16 protein-coding genes are annotated in these 16,468 nt (G+C 68.0%); 9 read left to right on the top strand and 7 right to left on the bottom strand.

Annotated features, from left to right (window positions below; translation table 11 throughout):
* Positions 1 to 208 precede the first annotated feature (208 nt).
* From KF871_RS06900 to KF871_RS06875, 6 genes are all read left to right on the top strand, one after another.
* Positions 209 to 1,339: an MBL fold metallo-hydrolase gene (locus KF871_RS06900; RefSeq protein WP_291139970.1), complete on the top strand. Its 1,131-nt coding sequence runs from the start codon at positions 209 to 211 to the stop codon at positions 1,337 to 1,339.
* 90 nt (positions 1,340 to 1,429) lie between these two features.
* Positions 1,430 to 2,116 carry a CerR family C-terminal domain-containing protein gene (locus tag KF871_RS06895; protein ID WP_291139968.1) on the top strand — a complete coding sequence of 229 codons (687 nt, stop codon included), beginning with the start codon at positions 1,430 to 1,432 and terminating at the stop codon, positions 2,114 to 2,116.
* A gap of 9 nt (positions 2,117 to 2,125) precedes the next feature.
* Complete coding sequence (locus tag KF871_RS06890; protein ID WP_291139966.1) at positions 2,126 to 3,124, top strand: HlyD family efflux transporter periplasmic adaptor subunit; 999 nt, start codon at positions 2,126 to 2,128, stop codon at positions 3,122 to 3,124.
* 1 nt (position 3,125) lies between these two features.
* Positions 3,126 to 4,889 carry an ATP-binding cassette domain-containing protein gene (locus KF871_RS06885; RefSeq protein ID WP_291139964.1) on the top strand — a complete coding sequence of 588 codons (1,764 nt, stop codon included), beginning with the start codon at positions 3,126 to 3,128 and terminating at the stop codon, positions 4,887 to 4,889.
* On the top strand, positions 4,886 to 6,034 hold the full coding sequence (locus KF871_RS06880; protein WP_291139962.1) for an ABC transporter permease: 1,149 nt from the start codon (positions 4,886 to 4,888) through the stop codon (positions 6,032 to 6,034). The genes KF871_RS06885 and KF871_RS06880 overlap by 4 nt, the downstream gene beginning before the upstream one ends.
* Positions 6,031 to 7,146: an ABC transporter permease gene (locus KF871_RS06875; RefSeq protein ID WP_291139961.1), complete on the top strand. Its 1,116-nt coding sequence runs from the start codon at positions 6,031 to 6,033 to the stop codon at positions 7,144 to 7,146. Before KF871_RS06880 ends, KF871_RS06875 begins: the two co-directional genes overlap by 4 nt.
* A 13-nt stretch (positions 7,147 to 7,159) precedes the next feature.
* On the opposite strand, the gene KF871_RS06870 is transcribed toward KF871_RS06875, so the two are convergent.
* Genes KF871_RS06870 through KF871_RS06850 form a run of 5 tightly spaced genes read right to left on the bottom strand, consistent with a single transcriptional unit; the run spans position 7,160 to position 12,141 of the window.
* Complete coding sequence (locus tag KF871_RS06870; protein ID WP_291139959.1) at positions 7,160 to 7,942, bottom strand: DeoR/GlpR family DNA-binding transcription regulator; 783 nt, start codon at positions 7,940 to 7,942, stop codon at positions 7,160 to 7,162.
* Positions 7,939 to 9,018, bottom strand: coding sequence for an ABC transporter ATP-binding protein (locus KF871_RS06865; protein ID WP_291139957.1), 1,080 nt, complete (start codon positions 9,016 to 9,018; stop codon positions 7,939 to 7,941). Before KF871_RS06865 ends, KF871_RS06870 begins: the two co-directional genes overlap by 4 nt.
* A 20-nt stretch (positions 9,019 to 9,038) precedes the next feature.
* Positions 9,039 to 9,869, bottom strand: a complete 831-nt coding sequence (locus KF871_RS06860; RefSeq protein WP_291139955.1) for a carbohydrate ABC transporter permease — start codon at positions 9,867 to 9,869, stop codon at positions 9,039 to 9,041.
* Between the two features lie 2 nt (positions 9,870 to 9,871).
* Complete coding sequence (locus tag KF871_RS06855; RefSeq protein ID WP_291139953.1) at positions 9,872 to 10,813, bottom strand: carbohydrate ABC transporter permease; 942 nt, start codon at positions 10,811 to 10,813, stop codon at positions 9,872 to 9,874.
* Between the two features lie 2 nt (positions 10,814 to 10,815).
* Entirely contained in the window at positions 10,816 to 12,141 is a 1,326-nt protein-coding gene (locus KF871_RS06850) for an ABC transporter substrate-binding protein (protein ID WP_291139951.1), read from the bottom strand.
* A gap of 153 nt (positions 12,142 to 12,294) precedes the next feature.
* Between KF871_RS06850 and KF871_RS06845 the strand changes: the two genes are divergently transcribed.
* The 3 genes from KF871_RS06845 to KF871_RS06835 all read left to right on the top strand — a co-directional run bounded on the left by KF871_RS06845 (position 12,295) and on the right by KF871_RS06835 (position 14,293).
* Positions 12,295 to 13,110: a phosphodiesterase gene (locus KF871_RS06845; RefSeq protein ID WP_291139949.1), complete on the top strand. Its 816-nt coding sequence runs from the start codon at positions 12,295 to 12,297 to the stop codon at positions 13,108 to 13,110.
* Complete coding sequence (locus KF871_RS06840) at positions 13,110 to 13,805, top strand: HAD family phosphatase (RefSeq protein WP_291139947.1); 696 nt, start codon at positions 13,110 to 13,112, stop codon at positions 13,803 to 13,805. The genes KF871_RS06845 and KF871_RS06840 overlap by 1 nt, the downstream gene beginning before the upstream one ends.
* Before the next feature lie 185 nt (positions 13,806 to 13,990).
* On the top strand, positions 13,991 to 14,293 hold the full coding sequence (locus tag KF871_RS06835; protein WP_291139945.1) for a DUF4148 domain-containing protein: 303 nt from the start codon (positions 13,991 to 13,993) through the stop codon (positions 14,291 to 14,293).
* Between the two features lie 74 nt (positions 14,294 to 14,367).
* On the opposite strand, the gene KF871_RS06830 is transcribed toward KF871_RS06835, so the two are convergent.
* Positions 14,368 to 15,261: a hypothetical protein gene (locus KF871_RS06830; protein WP_291139943.1), complete on the bottom strand. Its 894-nt coding sequence runs from the start codon at positions 15,259 to 15,261 to the stop codon at positions 14,368 to 14,370.
* Positions 15,262 to 15,298: 37 nt separating this feature from the next.
* Positions 15,299 to 16,162 (bottom strand): hypothetical protein, encoded by an 864-nt coding sequence (locus KF871_RS06825; protein WP_291139941.1) that lies wholly within the window; start codon positions 16,160 to 16,162, stop codon positions 15,299 to 15,301.
* Positions 16,163 to 16,468 lie beyond the last annotated feature (306 nt).

Here is a 16,468-nt window from a genome sequence, read left to right as displayed (position 1 = left end):
GTGGCGCTGTTTCCACCCCGTTCCCTGCGGGTTGCGGCCAAAAAGGCCATGCGCTGCGTTGCGAAGCCTCGCCGGGCCACCGGCCCGTCTGCGTCTCGCGCCTTGCGCATGACCTTTTTGATCTGCAACGCATCTTGGAAAAATGGTGTGAACAGGCCCTAGCATGGGCCGCTCGCTCATCCCCCCATTGCCTCCCCTGGAGCCCCGCATGAAGTCCTTTGGTCAACGCGCAGAAGGCCTGCGCCTGGAGCGCATGCGCGCCTCGCCCCGCTGGGTGGGTGAGGGGTTTCGCAACCTGCACCCGATACCAACCGGCCTGCGCGATTCCTCGGCGCCCCGCCCGACGCTGAGTGACTTTCTCTGCGGCGGTGCGCAGCGCGTGCCGCCCGGCCCGCTGGCCGCTTTCGACCCCCTGGCGCAGTGGCGCCAGCCACCCGGCAGCGGCCTGCGCGCCACCTGGCTGGGCCATTCCACGGTGCTGATCGAGATCGGTGGCAAGCGCATCCTGACCGACCCGGTGTGGGGCACACGCGCATCGCCATCGCGACTGGTCGGGCCCAAACGGTTCCAGCCGGTGCCCGTGCCCTTGCGCGCGATGCCGCCGGTCGACCTGGTGATCGTCTCGCACGACCACTACGACCACCTCGACTACCCCACGATCCGTGCCCTGGCCAAGACCGACGTGCCCTTCGTCACCTCGCTGGGCGTGGGCGCGCACCTGCAGGCCTGGGGCGTGCCGGCCGAGCGCATCACCGAGCTGGACTGGTGGGAGTCGCACACCTTGCCGGGCGCCGAGCTGAGCGTGCACGCCGCGCCCTCGCAGCATTTTTCCGGTCGCGGCCTCAAGGACCGCAATGCGACGCTGTGGTCGTCGTTTGTGATCCAGTCGCCCAGGCACCGGGTCTTCTTCAGCGGCGACACCGGGTTGACCACCGAGTACGCACTGATCCGCGATCGGCTGGGGCCCTTCGATCTGGTGATGCTCGAAGTGGGCGCCTTTCACCCGAGCTGGGGCGACATCCACCTCGGCCCCGAGAACGCGCTCAAGGCGCACGCCCTGCTGGGTGGCGGCGCCATGTTGCCGGTGCACTGGGGCACGTTCTCGCTGGCCATGCATGCCTGGGACGAACCGGTCGAGACCTTGCTGCAACAGGGCACCGCGCAAGGCGCGCACCTGCTGCTGCCGCGCCTGGGCGAGCCGGTCGAGCCGGCGCACGACCCGCGCACCTCACCGTGGTGGCGTGGCGCTGCGCAAAGCGAGCGACCTGGTGCACCCGCCGACGATGCCCCCGAGCCCTTGAGCCCGCGCGCCAGCACCCTGCCCTGGCCGCTCGATTGAGCACTGCGCCGATCGGGCATTGGGCACTTCGCCCATCGGGCATTGGTTGCGCCGCATTGACTTATTCAATTGATTAAATAACATGCGGGCATGCCCACTGCCCGCACCCCGACCGCCGCGCCTGCGCGCGGCGACGCCACCCGCGAACTGCTGATCCGCGCCGCCACCGACAGCTTTTCGCTGCACGGATTCGACGCCGTCTCCACGCGCGAAATCACCGAGCGCGCCGGCGTCAACCAGGCGCTCATCGGCTACCACTTCGGCGGCAAGGAAGGCCTGTACCTGGCGGTGTTCGACGCCATTGCCACCCAGGTGCAAGCCCAGCTTGCGCCGGTGGTGGGCGAGGTCGATGCGCTGTTGAACGACCCGCGCCCTGGTGGGCTCACCCCGGCCGCGCGCCGCAAGCGCTGGTTGCCACCCATCCTGTCGGTGGCCGATCGCATGCTGGGCCTCATGCTCAGCCCGCAGACCGAGCCCTGGGCGCGGCTGATCCTGCGCGAGCAGGCGCACCCCACCGCCGCCTTCGACCGGCTCTACACCGGCTTCATGGGCGAGCTGCTGCAACGGCTGGTGGCGCTGGTGATGCGCTTGCGCGACGAGCCCGACGAGACCGAGGCCCGGCTGCTGGTGGTGGCGCTGGTGGGGCAGGTCGTGGTCTGGCGGGCATCGCGCGCAAGCGCACAGCGGCTGCTGGGCTGGCCCCGCATCGCCCAGCCCGAGAGCGAGCGCGCACGCGCCGCGCTGCAACGCCAGCTGAGTGCCCTGCTGCTGAACTGAGGAGCCGACATGAACACCTCGACACCCCGCCGCCCACGCCCGCTGATCGCGCTGGTGCTGGCCCTGGCACTGGTCGCCGTCGGCATCGGCTGGTGGCGCACGCACCCCACCACCGGCCCCGCGCCGCTGTACGGCAACGTCGACATCCGCGAGGTCGATCTGGCGTTTCGACAGGGCGGGCGCGTGATCAAGGTGCTGGTCGACGAAGGCAGCACGGTGCGCGAGGGCGACCTGCTGGCCGAGATCGACCCCGACCTGCTCAGCGACGCCGAGGCCGGCGCCAAGGCGGCGGTGGACCAGGCGCGTGCCGAGGTCGCCAAGCTGCAAGCCGGCAACCGCCCGCAGGAGATCGCGCGCGCCCGCGCCGCCGTGGTGCAGGCCGAAGCGGTGGCGCGGCGCACCACGATCGAGTTCGATCGCCAGCAACAGCTCATCGCCACACGCGCCACCAGTGAGCAGGCCCTGGTGGCCGCCACCTCGGCGCGCGACGAGGCACAGGCCGCGCTGGCCGCGGCACGCCAGTCGCTGGCATTGCAGCAGGCCGGCGCACGCGCCGAAGACATCGACGCTGCGCGCTCGCGCCTGGCCGCGGCCGAAGCCCAGTGGTCGCAGGCCCGCACCGCACGCGCCGACGCGCACCTGTTCGCGCCGGCCGACGGCACCGTGATGGCCCGCCTGCGCGAGCCGGGTGCGCTGGTGGGCGCGCGCGAGCCGGTGCTGAGCCTCTCGCTCGGCGGACCGGCCTACGTACGCGCCTACGTACCCGAAACGCGGCTGGCCGAGTTCAAGCCCGGCACCCGCGTGCAGGTGCGCAGCGACAGCCTGGGCGACGCTCTGGCGGGCCAGGTGGGTTCGGTGTCGCCGCGTGCCGAGTTCACGCCCCGCTCGGTGGAAACACCCGAGCTGCGCACCGACCTCGTGTACCGCCTGCGCATCGTCGTGCCCCAGCCGGACGGGCGCTTGCTGCAGGGCATGCCAGTCACCGTGACGCTGCAACCGGGGTCGTGAGATGACGCCTGCGCGCGCTGCGGCGGTCAGCCTCGACGGTGTGTCCCGGCAGTTCGGTCCGGTCAAGGCCTTGCAGGGCATCACCGGCACCCTGCACGCGGGCGAGCTCACCGGCCTGGTGGGCCCGGACGGCGCCGGCAAGACCACGCTGATGCGCCTGATGGCCGGCCTGCTGCGCGCCGATGCCGGCCAGCTGCGCGTCGCGGGACTGGATCCGGCCAGTGAAGGCGAGGCACTGGCCGACCGCGTGGGCTACATGCCGCAGCGCTTCGGCCTGTACGAAGAACTGTCGGTGGCCGAGAACCTGCGGCTGTACGCCGAGCTGCGCGGCATTGATGCCGCGCACCACGACAGCTTGTTCGCCCAGTTGCTGTCGTTCACGCGGCTGGCCCCGTTCACCGAGCGCCGCGCCGGTCAACTCTCGGGCGGCATGAAGCAAAAACTCGGTCTGGCGTGTGCAATCATGGCGCGCCCGCAGGTGCTGCTGCTCGACGAGCCCGGCGTGGGCGTGGACCCGGTCAGCCGACAGGACCTGTGGCGCATGGTGCAGGCACTCACCGACGAAGGCATGGCCGTCGTCTGGGCCACGGCCTACCTCGACGAGGCCGAACGCTGCCAGCGCGTGCTGCTGCTCAACGAAGGCCAGCTGCTGTTCGCCGGCGCGCCCGGCGAACTCACCGCCGGCCTGCAGGGGCGCACGCTGCGCGTCGCGGTACCGGGCACGGATCGGCGCGCGCTGTTGCGCGAAGCGCTGGACCTGCCTTCGGTGGGCGACGGCGTGATCCAGGGTGCGGCCTTGCGCCTGGTGCTGCGTGCCGACGCCGCGGATGACGATCTGCGCCGCCTGCTGGCGCGCCACCACGCCCAGGCCAGCGCCGCGCCACCGCGCTTCGAGGACGCCTTCGTCGACCTGCTGGGCGGCGGGCCGGGCGGCACCTCACCACTGGCCGCGCGCCTCACCGACAAGGCCACGCCTTCACCGAAAGACGAGGCGACGACGCCGGTGGTCGAGTGCGTGCACCTCACGCGCCGCTTCGGCGATTTCGTCGCTACCGACGATGTGGGCTTTGCGGTGCAGGCGGGCGAGATCTTTGGCCTGCTCGGGCCCAACGGCGCGGGCAAGTCCACCACCTTCAAGATGCTGTGCGGTCTGCTGCGGCCCAGCAGCGGTCGTGCGCTGGTGGCCGGGCACGACCTGGCGAGCGCGGGCGAGGCCGCCAAACGCCAGCTGGGTTACATGGCGCAGAAGTTCTCGCTCTACGGCCTGCTCAGCGTGACGCAGAACCTGGCGTTTTCGGCCGGCGTGTACGGCCTCACCGGCGCCACCAAGGCCGAACGCATTGCCGAAATGATCGAGGTGTTTCACCTCGCGCCCTACCTCTCGCGATCGCCCGACGCCCTGCCCCTGGGCATCAAGCAACGCCTGGCGCTGGCCTGCGCGCTCATGCATCGCCCGCGCGTGTTGTTCCTGGACGAACCGACCTCGGGCGTGGACCCGACCACCCGGCGCGAGTTCTGGACCCACATCAACGGCCTGGTGCAGACCGGTGTGACGGTGATGGTCACCACCCACTTCATGGACGAGGCCGAGTACTGCGACCGCGTGGCCCTCATGGTGCGCGGTCGGCTGATCGCGCTCGACGCACCCGATGCGCTCAAGGCCGCGGTGGCCGAACCCGGCGAGCAGCCCAGCATGGAGGCGGCCTTCATCCGCTTCATCGAGCGCGAAGACCGCGCGGACTCTGCAATGGCAGCCACAACATGAACGCAACGCAGCGCACCCACACCAGTGGCGCCACGCCCGCGCTGCGGCGCCTGCGTGCCCTGGTGCGAAAGGAGAGCCTGCAGATCCTGCGCGATCCATCGGCCCTGCTGATCGCCTTCGTGCTGCCGGTGCTGCTGCTGTTCCTGTTCGCCTACGCGGTCTCGCTCGACATCCGCCGCGTGCCCATCGGCGTGGTGCTCGAAGCCGACGGCCCCGCCGCGCAGTCACTGGCTGCGGCCTTCGCCGCCACACGCTACTTCGAAGTGCATCCCGCGCGCGATCGCCGCGAGCTGGCCGAGGCGGTGGCGAGCGGCCACCTCAAGGGCTACGTGGTGATCCCGGCCGACCTGCCACAGCGCATGGCCCACACCGGCACACAACCCTGGGTACAGGTGATCACCGACGGCGCACAGCCCAACAGCGCGGGCTTTGTGGCCCGCTACGCACAGGGCGTGGTAAGCGGCTGGGCACTGGCACAAGGCATGGCCCCGGCGCAGCGCGTGAACGTGCAGCCGCGCTTCTGGTTCAACGCCGAGATCGAGAGCCGGCGCTACCTCGTGCCCGGTGCCATCGCCATCGTGATGACCATGATCGGCACCTTGCTGACGGCGCTGGTGGTGGCGCGCGAATGGGAGCGCGGCACCATGGAGGCGCTGCTGTCCACGCCCGCACGGGTGAGCGAAATCCTGCTGGGCAAGCTGTTGCCCTATGTGGGTCTGGGTCTGGTGGCGGCCATGATGGCCAGCGCCCTCGCAGTGGGTGTGTTCGGCTTGCCGCTGGTGGGCTCGTGGTGGGCCGTGTTGCTGGTGTCGGCGGTCTTCATGCTGCCGGCCCTGGGCCAGGGCCTGCTGATCTCGGCGCTGGCGCGCAACCAGTTCATCGCAGCCCAGTTCGCGCTGTTCACCGGTTTCCTGCCGGCCTTTCTGCTGTCGGGTTTTCTGTTCGAGATCGCGGCCATGCCGGCGCCCTTGCGCGCGCTCACCTGGCTGGTGCCGGCGCGCTACTACATCGAGGCGCTGCAGACCCTGTTCCTCTCGGGCAATGAATGGTCGGTGCTGGGGCCGAACCTGCTGGCCATGGCCTTGATCGGCGCGGTGCTGCTGGCCCTGGCGCGTGCCAAGACCCGCAAGGACCTTGCGCCATGAGCTGGTTGCCCGCCTTGTCCGGCCCTCGCCTGCTGGCGCAGATCATCAAGGAACTGCTGAGCGTGTTGCGCGACCCCAAGGCGCGGCTGCTGTTGATCGCGCCGCCGCTGATGCAGCTGTTGATCTTCAGCTTTGCCGCCACGCTGGAGGTGCGCAACGCCAGCATCGCGGTGCTCAACCAGGACAGCGGCGCCTGGTCGAAACGGTTGCTGGCGGACGTGGCGGCCGCCGGCTTTGTCGGCCGCACGGTCACCATCACGCAGCCCGCGCAACTGCGCACGCTGATCGAGCGCCGCGAGGTGCTGCTGGCGATCCAGGTGCCGGCCGATTTCTCGCGCCGGCTGGGCCGCGGCGAGAGCGCGCCGCTGCAGGTGATCGTGGACGGTCGACGCGCCAACGCCGGGCAGGTGGCGCTGGGTTATGTGGAGGCCATCGCCGCCCGCCTGGGCGCTAGCGCACAGGCCGGGCCCGAAGCGGTGGTGGCGGTGCGCCACTGGTTCAACCCCAACCTGATCTACCGCTGGTTCGTGGTGCCGGGGCTGGCCGGCATTCTGGCGATGTTCGTCTCGCTCATCGTCACCGCGCTGTCGATCGCGCGCGAGCGCGAGCTTGGCACCTTCGACCAGCTGCTGGTGTCGCCCACCACGCCGCTGGAAATCGTGATCGCCAAGACCGTGCCTGCGCTGCTGATCGGCACCACGCTGGGCTGCGTGATGGTGGGTGCGGGGGTGCTGGGTTTCGGCATTCCGTTCACCGGCTCGTTCGTGTTGCTGCTGGCGTGCCTGGCGCTGTTCATCCTGTCGGTGGTGGGCGTGGGCCTGATGATCTCGGCCGTCAGTTCGACGCAGCAGCAAGCCATCCTGGGCACCTTCGCGGTGGCCGTGCCCATGGTGCTGATGTCGGGCTTTGCAACACCGGTCGAGAACATGCCGACGGTGTTGCAGTGGCTGGCCGAGGCGATACCGCTCAAGCACTTCCTCATCATCCTGCACGGCAGCTTTCTCAAGGGCATGACCGCTGCGCAGGCCTGGCCGCATGCCTGGCCCATGTTGCTGATCGCCGCCGTGGGCCTGACGGTGGCGGCGCGCTTTGTGCGCAGCAAGCTGGGCTGAGCGCGGCGCGCGTTCAGGCGCCGGGTGGGGCCACCACCACGCGCACCCCGTCGGCGGCGCGCGCCAGCTCGGGCGGTAGGGCCTGGTCGGTGACCAGCACCTGCACCTGGTCCCAGGCCAGGGCGGTGATGAGGCCGGGCGCTTCGAACTTGCTCGCGTCGGCCACCACGATCACCGTGCCGGCGTGCGGCATCACGGCCTGCTTGAACTCGACCTCGAAGGGGTCGAAGTCCAGGCAGCCACCGCGCGCGCTGAGCGCCGCGACCGAGGCGATCATGAAGTCGGGGTGCAACTGCGAGGCGAAGCGCAGCGCGTTCGCACCCGCCAGCGTCATGTCGCTGCTGCGCAGCGTGCCGCCGGGCAGCATCACCGTGTGGCGGTCACCGCTTTGCGCCAGCGTGCGCGCCACCTCCAGCGAGGGCGTGGCGATGGTCAGGCCGCGCCGCTCGGCCAGGGCTTCGGCCACGAAGCAGGCGGTGCTGCTGTTGTCGAGCACCAGGCTGCAGCCGTCGGGCAGCATGGCCGACACCTGCTGCGCCAGCCGGCGCTTGGCACCCACGTTGCTGCGCAGGCGAAGCTGGAAGGGCGACTCCTGCACCGCGCGGTGCAGGCTCACGCCGCCGTGGAATTTTTCGACGATGCCTTCGTCGGCCAGGGTCTGCAGGTCGCGGCGCACCGTCTCGCCCGACACACCCAGGCGGTTGGCGAGCTCGACGGTGGTGATGGACGGCGTCGCGCGCAGGATTTCGACGATGCGCTCCTGGCGCGCGCTCAGCACCTGGGTGAGGCTGCTCATGCGGCCTCCCGCAGGGCCAGCGCGGCGCCCGAGCCGGCGTCGAACACCCGCAGGCGCGTCAGCGAGGGCTGCAGCACCACTGCCTGATCGGCTGCCCACGCGGCGTCGGCCTCGGTGCGCACCAGCACCTGCGCGTCGCCCACGCGGATCTGCGCATAGGCCTCGGCGCCCAGGCGCTCCACGCGCTGCACCACGCCGGGCCAGCTCAGCGGCGCGTCGGCCGCCGCGGCGTCGTGCAGCGTGAGTTCTTCCGGGCGCAGACCGAGGCTAACGCCCGCGCGCACCGCGCCGTCACCGAAGCGCTCGCCCAGCCAGTGCGCGCCGCTCGAATCGGCCGCCGGTGCCGGCAGGAAGTTCATCTCGGGCGAGCCGATGAAGGAGGCCACGAAACGCGTCGCCGGGTGGCGGTACACGTCCATCGGTGCGCCCAGTTGCTGCAGTCGGCCGCCGTCCATGACGGCGATGCGTGTGCCCAGGGTCATGGCCTCGACCTGGTCGTGCGTGACGTAGACGATGGTGATGCCCAGCTCGGCGTGCAGGCGCTCGAGCTCGCCGCGCATGTGGGTGCGCAGCTTGGCGTCGAGGTTGGACAGGGGCTCGTCGAACAGAAACACCTTGGGCTGGCGCACCAGCGCACGCCCGATGGCCACGCGCTGGCGTTGCCCGCCCGACAGCTCGTTGGGCCGGCGCTGCAGCAGCGGCGTGATCTGCAGGCGTTCGGCGGCTTCGCGCACGCGCTGGTCCACCGCGTCGCGCGACAGGCGACTGGTGCGCAGCAGGCCGAAGGCCATGTTCATGTGGACGGTCATGTGCGGGTACAGCGCGTACGACTGGAACACCATGGCGATGTCGCGCTCATGCGGCTCGGCGTGGGTCACGTCGCGCCCGCCGATGAACAGGCGGCCGTCGCTGATGTCTTCCAGGCCCGCGATCATGCGCAGGGTGGTGGACTTGCCGCAACCCGAGGGGCCGACCAGCACCATGAATTCGCCCGCCTGCACCTCGAGGTCCAGGTGGTCGACGACGGTGGTGTCGCGGTAGCGTTTGCAGATGCCTTGCAGGGAGATGGCGGCCATGGATGAAGACTTCGGTGGTGTTATTTCAGACCGGCGTGCATGAAGCTGTCGACGAAGCGGCGCTGGAAGATGATGAAGAACAGCAGCAGCGGCGCGATGACGACCATGGTGGCGGCCATCAGGCGCGGCCAGTCGGCGCCGCTGTCGGCCTTGGCCAGCAGGCCCAGGCCGATGGGCAGGGTGCGCACCGATTCGCTGTTGGTCACCAGCAGCGGCCACATGTAGTCGTTCCAGTGGGTCACGACCGAGATCATGCCGAAGGCCACCAGCGTGGGTTTGACCAGCGGCAGGTAGACATGCCACAGCGTGGCCCAGTGCCCGCAGCCGTCCAGGCGCGCGGCGTCGGCCAGCTCGGTGGGCACCTGGCGGAATGACTGGCGCAGCATGAAGGTGCCGTAGCCGCTGGCGATGAAGGGCACCATCAGCGCCCACAGGCTGTTGATGAGGCCGAGCTCGCGCACGGTGATGAAGTTGGTGAGGAAGGTGGCGTAGATCGGGAACATCACCTGCAGCAGGAACAGCCCGAACAGCAGGTCGCGCCCGGGAAAGCGCAGCCGCGCGAACGCGTAGGCCGCCAGCGTGATGGTGGTGAGCTGCGCCAGCAGGATGCCGCCGGTGACCAGCAGCGAGTTGAGCAGGTAGGTGCCGAACGGCGCCACCGCCAGCGCCGCGGGGTAGTTGCTCCACTGCAGCACCTGCGGCCACAGGCCGGCCGCGGGGTTGAAGATCTCGGCCTTGGTCTTGAACGAGGTGAGCAGCATCCAGGCCAGCGGGCTCACCCACAGCAGCAGCGCCGGCACCAGCAGCCAGTGCATCCAGCGCGAACGGGCAAAGGGTCGCAAGCTCGCCATGGTCAGCGCCCCAGGTAGTGCACGCGCCGGCCCAGCGTGAGGGCCACCACCGCAATCAATGCGCCCACCACCAGCAGCAGGATGTTGGCGATTGCCGAGGCGGTGCCGATGTCCTGGAACTGGAAGGCGTTCTGGTAGATGTAGAAGGTGAGCACGTTGGTGGCGTCGGCCGGGCCGCCCTGGGTCATGACGAACACGTAGTCGAAGATCTGGTACGAGTGCAGCACACCGATCACCACCACGAAGTACAGCGTGGGCGAGATCAGCGGCACCGTGATGTGCACCAGTTGCCGAAAGCCCGACACGCCGTCCAGGCGCGCGGCCTCGTACAGGTCGCGTGGTACCAGCTGCAGCGCCGCCAGCAGGATCAACATGAAGTAGCCGGCGTACTTCCAAATGCTCATGAAGATGATGGCCGGCAGCGCCCAGCGCGGGTCGTACAACCACTCCAGCTTGGGCAGCCCAAGCCAGGCCATCAGCGCGTTGATGGGGCCGTAGCCCGGTGCGTACAGGAACACCCACACCATGCCCGCCGCCACCGACGGAATCATCACCGGGTAGAAGAAGGTGGAGCGGTACAGCGCCGTGCCGCGCAGGCCGCGGTCCAGCGCCACCGCCAGCAGCAGCGCCAGGCCGATGGAGGTGGGCACCGTGACCACCATGTAGACCACCGTGTTGCGCAGCGACTGCCAGAACAGCTCGTCGTGCCACAGGCGCTGGTAGTTCTCCCAGCCGACGAAGTAGATGTCGGCGGAGCCGAGTTGCACGTCGAAGAACCCGTAGGCGGCCGAACGCAGGATGGGCCAGTAGGTGAACGCGGCCAGAAACACCAGCGAGGGCGCGAGCATCACCAGGGCGGTGAGCCACTCGCGCCGCTGCCGGCGCTTCAGCACGCGCTCTGGCGCACTGTCGACATCGACCATCGGCGGGTTCTTCACGGGCATGCTCAGCTGCGGCGACGCGACAGGCGACCGATCTCGATGTTGGCCTTGGTCGTGGCCTCACGCAGCGCGGCGTCGGGCTTGATCTCGCCCACCAGCGTGCGGTCGATGGCGCTTTGCAGGTAGCTGCGCACCTTGTGGTAACCCGGCACCTGCAGGAAGGCACCCGCCACCTCGGCCGTGACGAAGGCGGTGCGGGCCTCGGGCTGCTTGGCCACGTGCGCCTTCAGCACCGGCGATTCCCACGACGACTTGCGCGCCGCGAGGTAGCCGGTGTCGATGCACCACTGCGCCTGGTTGGCGGTGTTGGTCATCCAGCGCGCAAAGGTCCAGGCCGCGCGCTTGTGGGCGTCGGGCTGCTTCTTGGCGATGAGGATCGGGCCGCCGCCCATGGTGGAGCCGAGCATCTTGTTTTTGGGCATGGGCACCACGCCAACCGGGAAGGACGAGGACTTGAGGATGTTGGTCATCGAGCCGGTGGAGTGGTAGAGCATGGCGGTGCGACCGGCCATGAAGTCGTTGGCCGAGCTCTGCCAGGTGGAGGCTGCGGGCATGACGCCGGCCTTGACCATGCGCAGCCAGAACTCGAGCGCGTCCACGCTCTCGGGCGCGTCGAAGGCCACCTTGCCCTTGGTCCAGAACACCAGACCGTTCTGGCGCACGAAGCTCTCGAAGATCCAGTCGTGCCAGCCGCCGCCGATGGTCAGGCCCCACTGCGACGTGGCGTCGCCCTGGCGCACGGTGAGTGCCTTGGCCGCGGCTTCCAGCTCGCCCCAGTTGGTGGGGCCGGCCTTGAGACCGGCCTTCTCGAACGCGGCCTTGTTGTAGTAGACGACCGGCGTGCTGCACTGGAAGGGCAGGCCGTAGAGCTTGTTGTCGGACATGCAGGTGCCCAGGAAGCCGGGCAGGAAGTCCTGGAAGATGTCGTCGGCCTTGGCCAGCGCGGTCACGTCTTCGAGCGCGTCCATGCCCAGGAAGGTGGCCAGCATGGAGTTGATCGGCAGCCAGGTGGCGGGCGGGTCGCCCACGCCCAGGGCGGTCATCACCTTCTGTTCGGTGTTGTCGTAGCTGCCGGCGTAGATCGCCTCGACCTGGATGTCGCTGTGCGCGGCGTTGAAGCCCGCGATCATGGTCGAGACCAGGCGGTTGATGTCACCCGAGACGCCGACGGGGTACATGAAGGCCAGCTTGACTTGCTGCTGGCCACTGGCGAACAGGGGCATGCCACCCAGCATGGCGGCGGCGGACACGGCCGCGCCGCGCTGAAGAAACTGGCGGCGATGGCTGCCGGGGTTGGCTGCCGAGGCGGGCGGGAGGGGGCGGTGGGTCATGGCGTGGCTCCTTCAAAAGGTGGGAAGGTGAACAGGGATGGCACGGCGCATGCTCCGGCCGGTTCGTGACAAGCACATGAAAACCACATAAGCAAGTTCAATTCCACATCAAAACCAAACGACAAGTGGAAATCACCCTAGACTTTGCACACCATGCCCGAATCCCTGCTGATCGCCCAGATCTCCGACGCCCACGTCGGCACCGGCCCCGACTTCCTGGGAGGCCGCATGGACACGCGGGCCGCCCTGCAGCGCGCGGTGGCCCACGTGGCAGCCCTGGACCCGGCCCCCGACGCCGTGCTGTTCACCGGTGACCTCACCGAGCGCGGCACGGCCGCCGAATACGCCCAGGTGGCCGAGGCCCTGCACGCATTGCCCATGCCTGTGTATGCGGTGCCGGGCAACCACGATGACCCCAAGCTGGCGCGCGCCGCCCTGCCCCGGTGCATGCCGGTGGCCGCCGATGCCCCCGACGGTGCGTGTTGCTACCACCAGGCCCTGGGCCGCTTGCGCCTGGTGGCGCTGGACAGCGTGGTGCCGCGCCGGTCGCACGGTGCCTTGTTGCCGTCGCAACTCGACTGGCTGGCGACAACGCTGAACGCGCTGGCCGGTGACCCCGTGCTGCTCTTCATGCACCACCCACCCCTGCCCACCGGCCTGGCGGCCATGGACGCCTGCAGCCTGCTCGAAGGGGGCGATCGCCTGGCGGACCTGGTGCGCCGGCACGGCCGGGTGCAAGGCCTGTTGTGCGGCCACCTGCACCGCCCGGTGCAGATGCTGTTTGCGGGCGTGCCCCTGCACGTGGCGCCATCGGTGGCGCACCAGATCGACCTCGACCTGCGCCCCGAGGCGCCGCTGCGCGTCCGGCTGGAGCCGCCCAAGATCTCGCTGCACCGCTGGCGCGCCGACATCGGCCTGTGCACCCACCTCGACTACGTCGGCGCCTTCGGCGAGGCACTGGCTCTGTGATGCTGCCAAGTTCGCCCTTGCCGACGCTGGCGATGTTCGACCTTGACCACACGCTGCTCGACGGCGATGGCGACGACCTGTGGTGCCGCTTCATGCTGCGCCACGGTGTCGTCGACGCCAGTCTGGCCGAACGCAACGAGCACATGGGCGCCGAGTACCGCGCGGGCCGCGTCGGCGCCGAGGCCTTCTCCAATTTCTATGCGCAACTGCTTGCGGGCCACACGCCCGCGCACTGGACGCCCTGGCAAGACCGGTTTCTGGACGAGGTGATCCGCGCGCGGCTGCCGCTGGCGGCGCGCGCACTGGTGGCGTCGCACCGCGACGCGGGCCACACCCTGCTGCTGACCACCGCCAGCAACCGCGTCATTGCCGAACGCACGGCCAAGGAGCTGGGCTTTGCCCACTGGATCGCCACCGAGCTCGAACTGACGGGTGGTGTGTTCAGCGGCCGCATCGCCGGCCAGCCCAACATGCGCGAGGGCAAGCTGCACCACCTGCACCAGTGGCTGCGCGCGCAGGGGCTGGACGAGCGTGTGCTCAAGCAGGCCTGGTTCTACAGCGACTCGATCAACGACCTGCCCCTGCTGGCGAGTGTCGGCCACCCGGTGGCCACCAACCCCGACGCCGCCCTGCTGCAGCACGCCCACCAGCACCACTGGCGCGTGCTGCAAGTGCTGGGTGGACGATCCACCTGATCCTGTGCCAGGGGCGTCGGGCATTGCCGCGGTTTATTTATTGCTCATTCAGAAACAGTGAGTTTTCGCGGCGGTTGTTTATCTCTTGGCCTGCAACTTTCAGAATTCACCCCATGCCGAACACACAACGGCATCCGAAAGCCAAGTCAAGCCAACCGCTCAACCTCTGTTTCAAAGGAACCGCCATGAAAACCGCCCGTTTTGTTCTCCCCCTGGCCATCGCTCTGTCCGCTGGTGCCGCCTTCGCCCAAGGCCCGATCGAAGGCAACGAAGTGTTCAACTTCCAATCGACGCTGAGCCGTGCCGAAGTGCAAGCCCAGGCCGCACAGGCCTACCGCGACGGCGCCGTCGCCCGCGGCGAAATCGGTGAACTGCCCGACACCGCCGTGGCCAGCAACCTGAGCCGCGAACAAGTGCGCGCCGAAGCCGCCGTTGCGCTGCACCAGGGCCTGACCGCCCGCGGCGAACTGGCCACGACCGGCGTCTGATCCGCAGCGCGTCAATGACGAAGGGCCCCTCGGGGCCCTTTTTCTTTGGCTTCGGCGCTTGTCGGTGCCCTCGTTCAATCGGGGGCAAATTTCTCGAATATCGCCTTGATCTGCGCGTCGTTGGCGTTTGCAAATTGCTCGGCCTCGGTGGCGGCTGTCACCAGAACCCCTATCTGCTGTTCCAGGGGCAACACGATGTCATCAAACTGAATCCTTTGCAGCCGGGTTCGGGTCACCAGTTGACCTTGAGCATCCACCGATAGCCCGTTCTGCCGCGACAACCAATCGACAAGTTTGCGATAGGAGGCGAGGAGCTCGCGCTGTGCCGAAATAACGGGCTGCACGGTTTCCTGTGTCCGGCGGTAGCCGGTATCGAACTGGACCTGCGCCTTCGACTGCAAACGCTGAGGCAGCGTCCCCATGAGGGTCCGTGCCTCGACGCTGAGCTGCTCCAACATGGTCTCGCGCTGCGACAGTCGGGCTTCGTAGGCATTGATCACCTGCGTCGCCTCGGTGCGGCCAGCGCTTGTGAGAAGGTACTTGACGTCGAAGGAAAGCAACTTCTGATGCAACGCGAGTGTGACCGAATCGTGGTCGTCAAATCGTTGAATTGCCTTTCCGTACAGCACCTTCAGATCGCCTATGTATGCCTTGGCAAGCGCTTGTTCGTTGTAGGCAGATCCGCCACTGCTTGCCGCAGCTCCCAACACCAGCAAGCCCAATATCAGAACGCCGTTGGCCTTGGCTCGCTCGCTGCGCTTGCGCACGATCAACCAGACGATGCCACCGTAGATCATGACGGCGCCCACTACCGAGCCCAGGGCATAGGCAAACGATTCAAGCGCATCTCGGGCGAACAGCAGGCGAACGACAAAGGCAAGGGCCACCAACCCCCATCCCAGGCCAAACCGCAACGAATAGTCTTTAGGCGCGATCTCCTCTGTAGAGATGGATTCGGTGTTTTGCAAGCAGGACTCCTGATGTCAGCTCAATGGGTAAAGGTGTTCATTGCTGGACGGGTGCGGTCGCATAGGGTTGCCTCGAGGCCCTGACCACCAAAGCAGCCCGTTCATAGGCAGCAACCAGATCACCCAGCTCCTTTTTCTGTGCCGCGTTCTTGAACCGGATAGTTCCGTTTGGCTCGACCGCAACCGCTTGCTCGTCGAACCAGTAAATCAAGTATCGATGTGCCTGAATCAGTTCGAACTGTGGTCTCATGAAGCCGTCGAAGCGTTCATTGGCCCGCCGAAAGTTTTCCTTGCCTTCCAGCTCCATGGACTTGAGCAGTTCGCCATTGAGTTCGCGCTTCACGAGGTCGTGCAATTGCAGGTGGACCCGCAGAAACTGGTCGCGGCGCTGGCGCAGTGCTTCGTCATAGTCGTCCGCAAGCGCGTTGGCCTGCGTGCGGCCATCCACGGACAAAAGAAGTTCGCGCGGCATGTCCCGCATTCGTTCATAGCTCTTTTGCACCAGCTTTTCCTGCTGGGCGGCACGCTTCTCTCCGTCCTGAAAGATACGTTCGGACTGGCCGAGGAAGCTGTCTGGCGGTCGCCCGGGCTTGAACAACAGTGGGGCCAGATTGACCACTTGAGCCGCGCTCAGGCCCGCCAACAGCAGGCCGGCGAGGAATGCACCGGTGCTCTGTCCGCGCTGGGATGCGTCACGCACCACCAGTGCGGTGATACCTCCGACGATGGCGTACAGACCCAATGCGCCAGCAATGCCGCCGGCAGGGTCCAAGGGACCTTGCACCAGAACAAAAAGGCGTGCCAGCACGCTCAGGACCACCAGCGACCAACCCAATCGGGCAAGCAAAGTCCAGCGCGGCTTGGGTGAATCTTTCTCGGGCGACAGGAAACTGCCGTCCATCGCGATCTCCGATGCAGTTCATGGTTCTTGTTCGTCGCTGCATCGACCGGGCATTGCGCCCGGTCCCTCCATTGCACGCAGCGGCGCCAGTATGCACACCGTCAATGCAACATGCAACAAAATGCGTCAACCGCCCGGACAGCGATGCGCGGGGACTCTGGCGGCACACCGCTATTTCGCACGGTGGATGCGGCCGCTGCCGCTCACATCACCTATTCTGATCAAATAATGTCGCAAACTGCCCGCTAGGGCGCATGCGGTCTTCGCCAAGGTCGAAGGACATCGTACTCCGCCCAATGTCGAAAA

This window comes from Hydrogenophaga sp. (assembly GCF_019635465.1).
Taxonomy (GTDB): domain Bacteria; phylum Pseudomonadota; class Gammaproteobacteria; order Burkholderiales; family Burkholderiaceae_C; genus Hydrogenophaga.
The sequence above is the reverse complement of the archived record's forward strand: the minus strand, read 5'-3'. Positions and strand labels throughout refer to the sequence as shown.

Bases quoted from the DNA above. Each gene is read 5' to 3' on its own strand.
- KF871_RS06885 (WP_291139964.1), top strand. From the start codon at position 3,126: ATGACGCCTGCGCGCGCTGCGGCGGTCAGCCTCGACGGTGTGTCCCGG.
- KF871_RS06890 (WP_291139966.1), top strand. From the start codon at position 2,126: ATGAACACCTCGACACCCCGCCGCCCACGCCCGCTGATCGCGCTGGTG.
- KF871_RS06895 (WP_291139968.1), top strand. From the start codon at position 1,430: ATGCCCACTGCCCGCACCCCGACCGCCGCGCCTGCGCGCGGCGACGCC.
- KF871_RS06880 (WP_291139962.1), top strand. From the start codon at position 4,886: ATGAACGCAACGCAGCGCACCCACACCAGTGGCGCCACGCCCGCGCTG.
- KF871_RS06855 (WP_291139953.1), bottom strand. From the start codon at position 10,813: ATGCCCGTGAAGAACCCGCCGATGGTCGATGTCGACAGTGCGCCAGAG.
- KF871_RS06900 (WP_291139970.1), top strand. From the start codon at position 209: ATGAAGTCCTTTGGTCAACGCGCAGAAGGCCTGCGCCTGGAGCGCATG.
- KF871_RS06850 (WP_291139951.1), bottom strand. From the start codon at position 12,141: ATGACCCACCGCCCCCTCCCGCCCGCCTCGGCAGCCAACCCCGGCAGC.
- KF871_RS06835 (WP_291139945.1), top strand. From the start codon at position 13,991: ATGAAAACCGCCCGTTTTGTTCTCCCCCTGGCCATCGCTCTGTCCGCT.
- KF871_RS06825 (WP_291139941.1), bottom strand. From the start codon at position 16,162: ATGGACGGCAGTTTCCTGTCGCCCGAGAAAGATTCACCCAAGCCGCGC.
- KF871_RS06845 (WP_291139949.1), top strand. From the start codon at position 12,295: ATGCCCGAATCCCTGCTGATCGCCCAGATCTCCGACGCCCACGTCGGC.
- KF871_RS06870 (WP_291139959.1), bottom strand. From the start codon at position 7,942: ATGAGCAGCCTCACCCAGGTGCTGAGCGCGCGCCAGGAGCGCATCGTC.
- KF871_RS06860 (WP_291139955.1), bottom strand. From the start codon at position 9,869: ATGGCGAGCTTGCGACCCTTTGCCCGTTCGCGCTGGATGCACTGGCTG.
- KF871_RS06865 (WP_291139957.1), bottom strand. From the start codon at position 9,018: ATGGCCGCCATCTCCCTGCAAGGCATCTGCAAACGCTACCGCGACACC.
- KF871_RS06875 (WP_291139961.1), top strand. From the start codon at position 6,031: ATGAGCTGGTTGCCCGCCTTGTCCGGCCCTCGCCTGCTGGCGCAGATC.
- KF871_RS06840 (WP_291139947.1), top strand. From the start codon at position 13,110: ATGCTGCCAAGTTCGCCCTTGCCGACGCTGGCGATGTTCGACCTTGAC.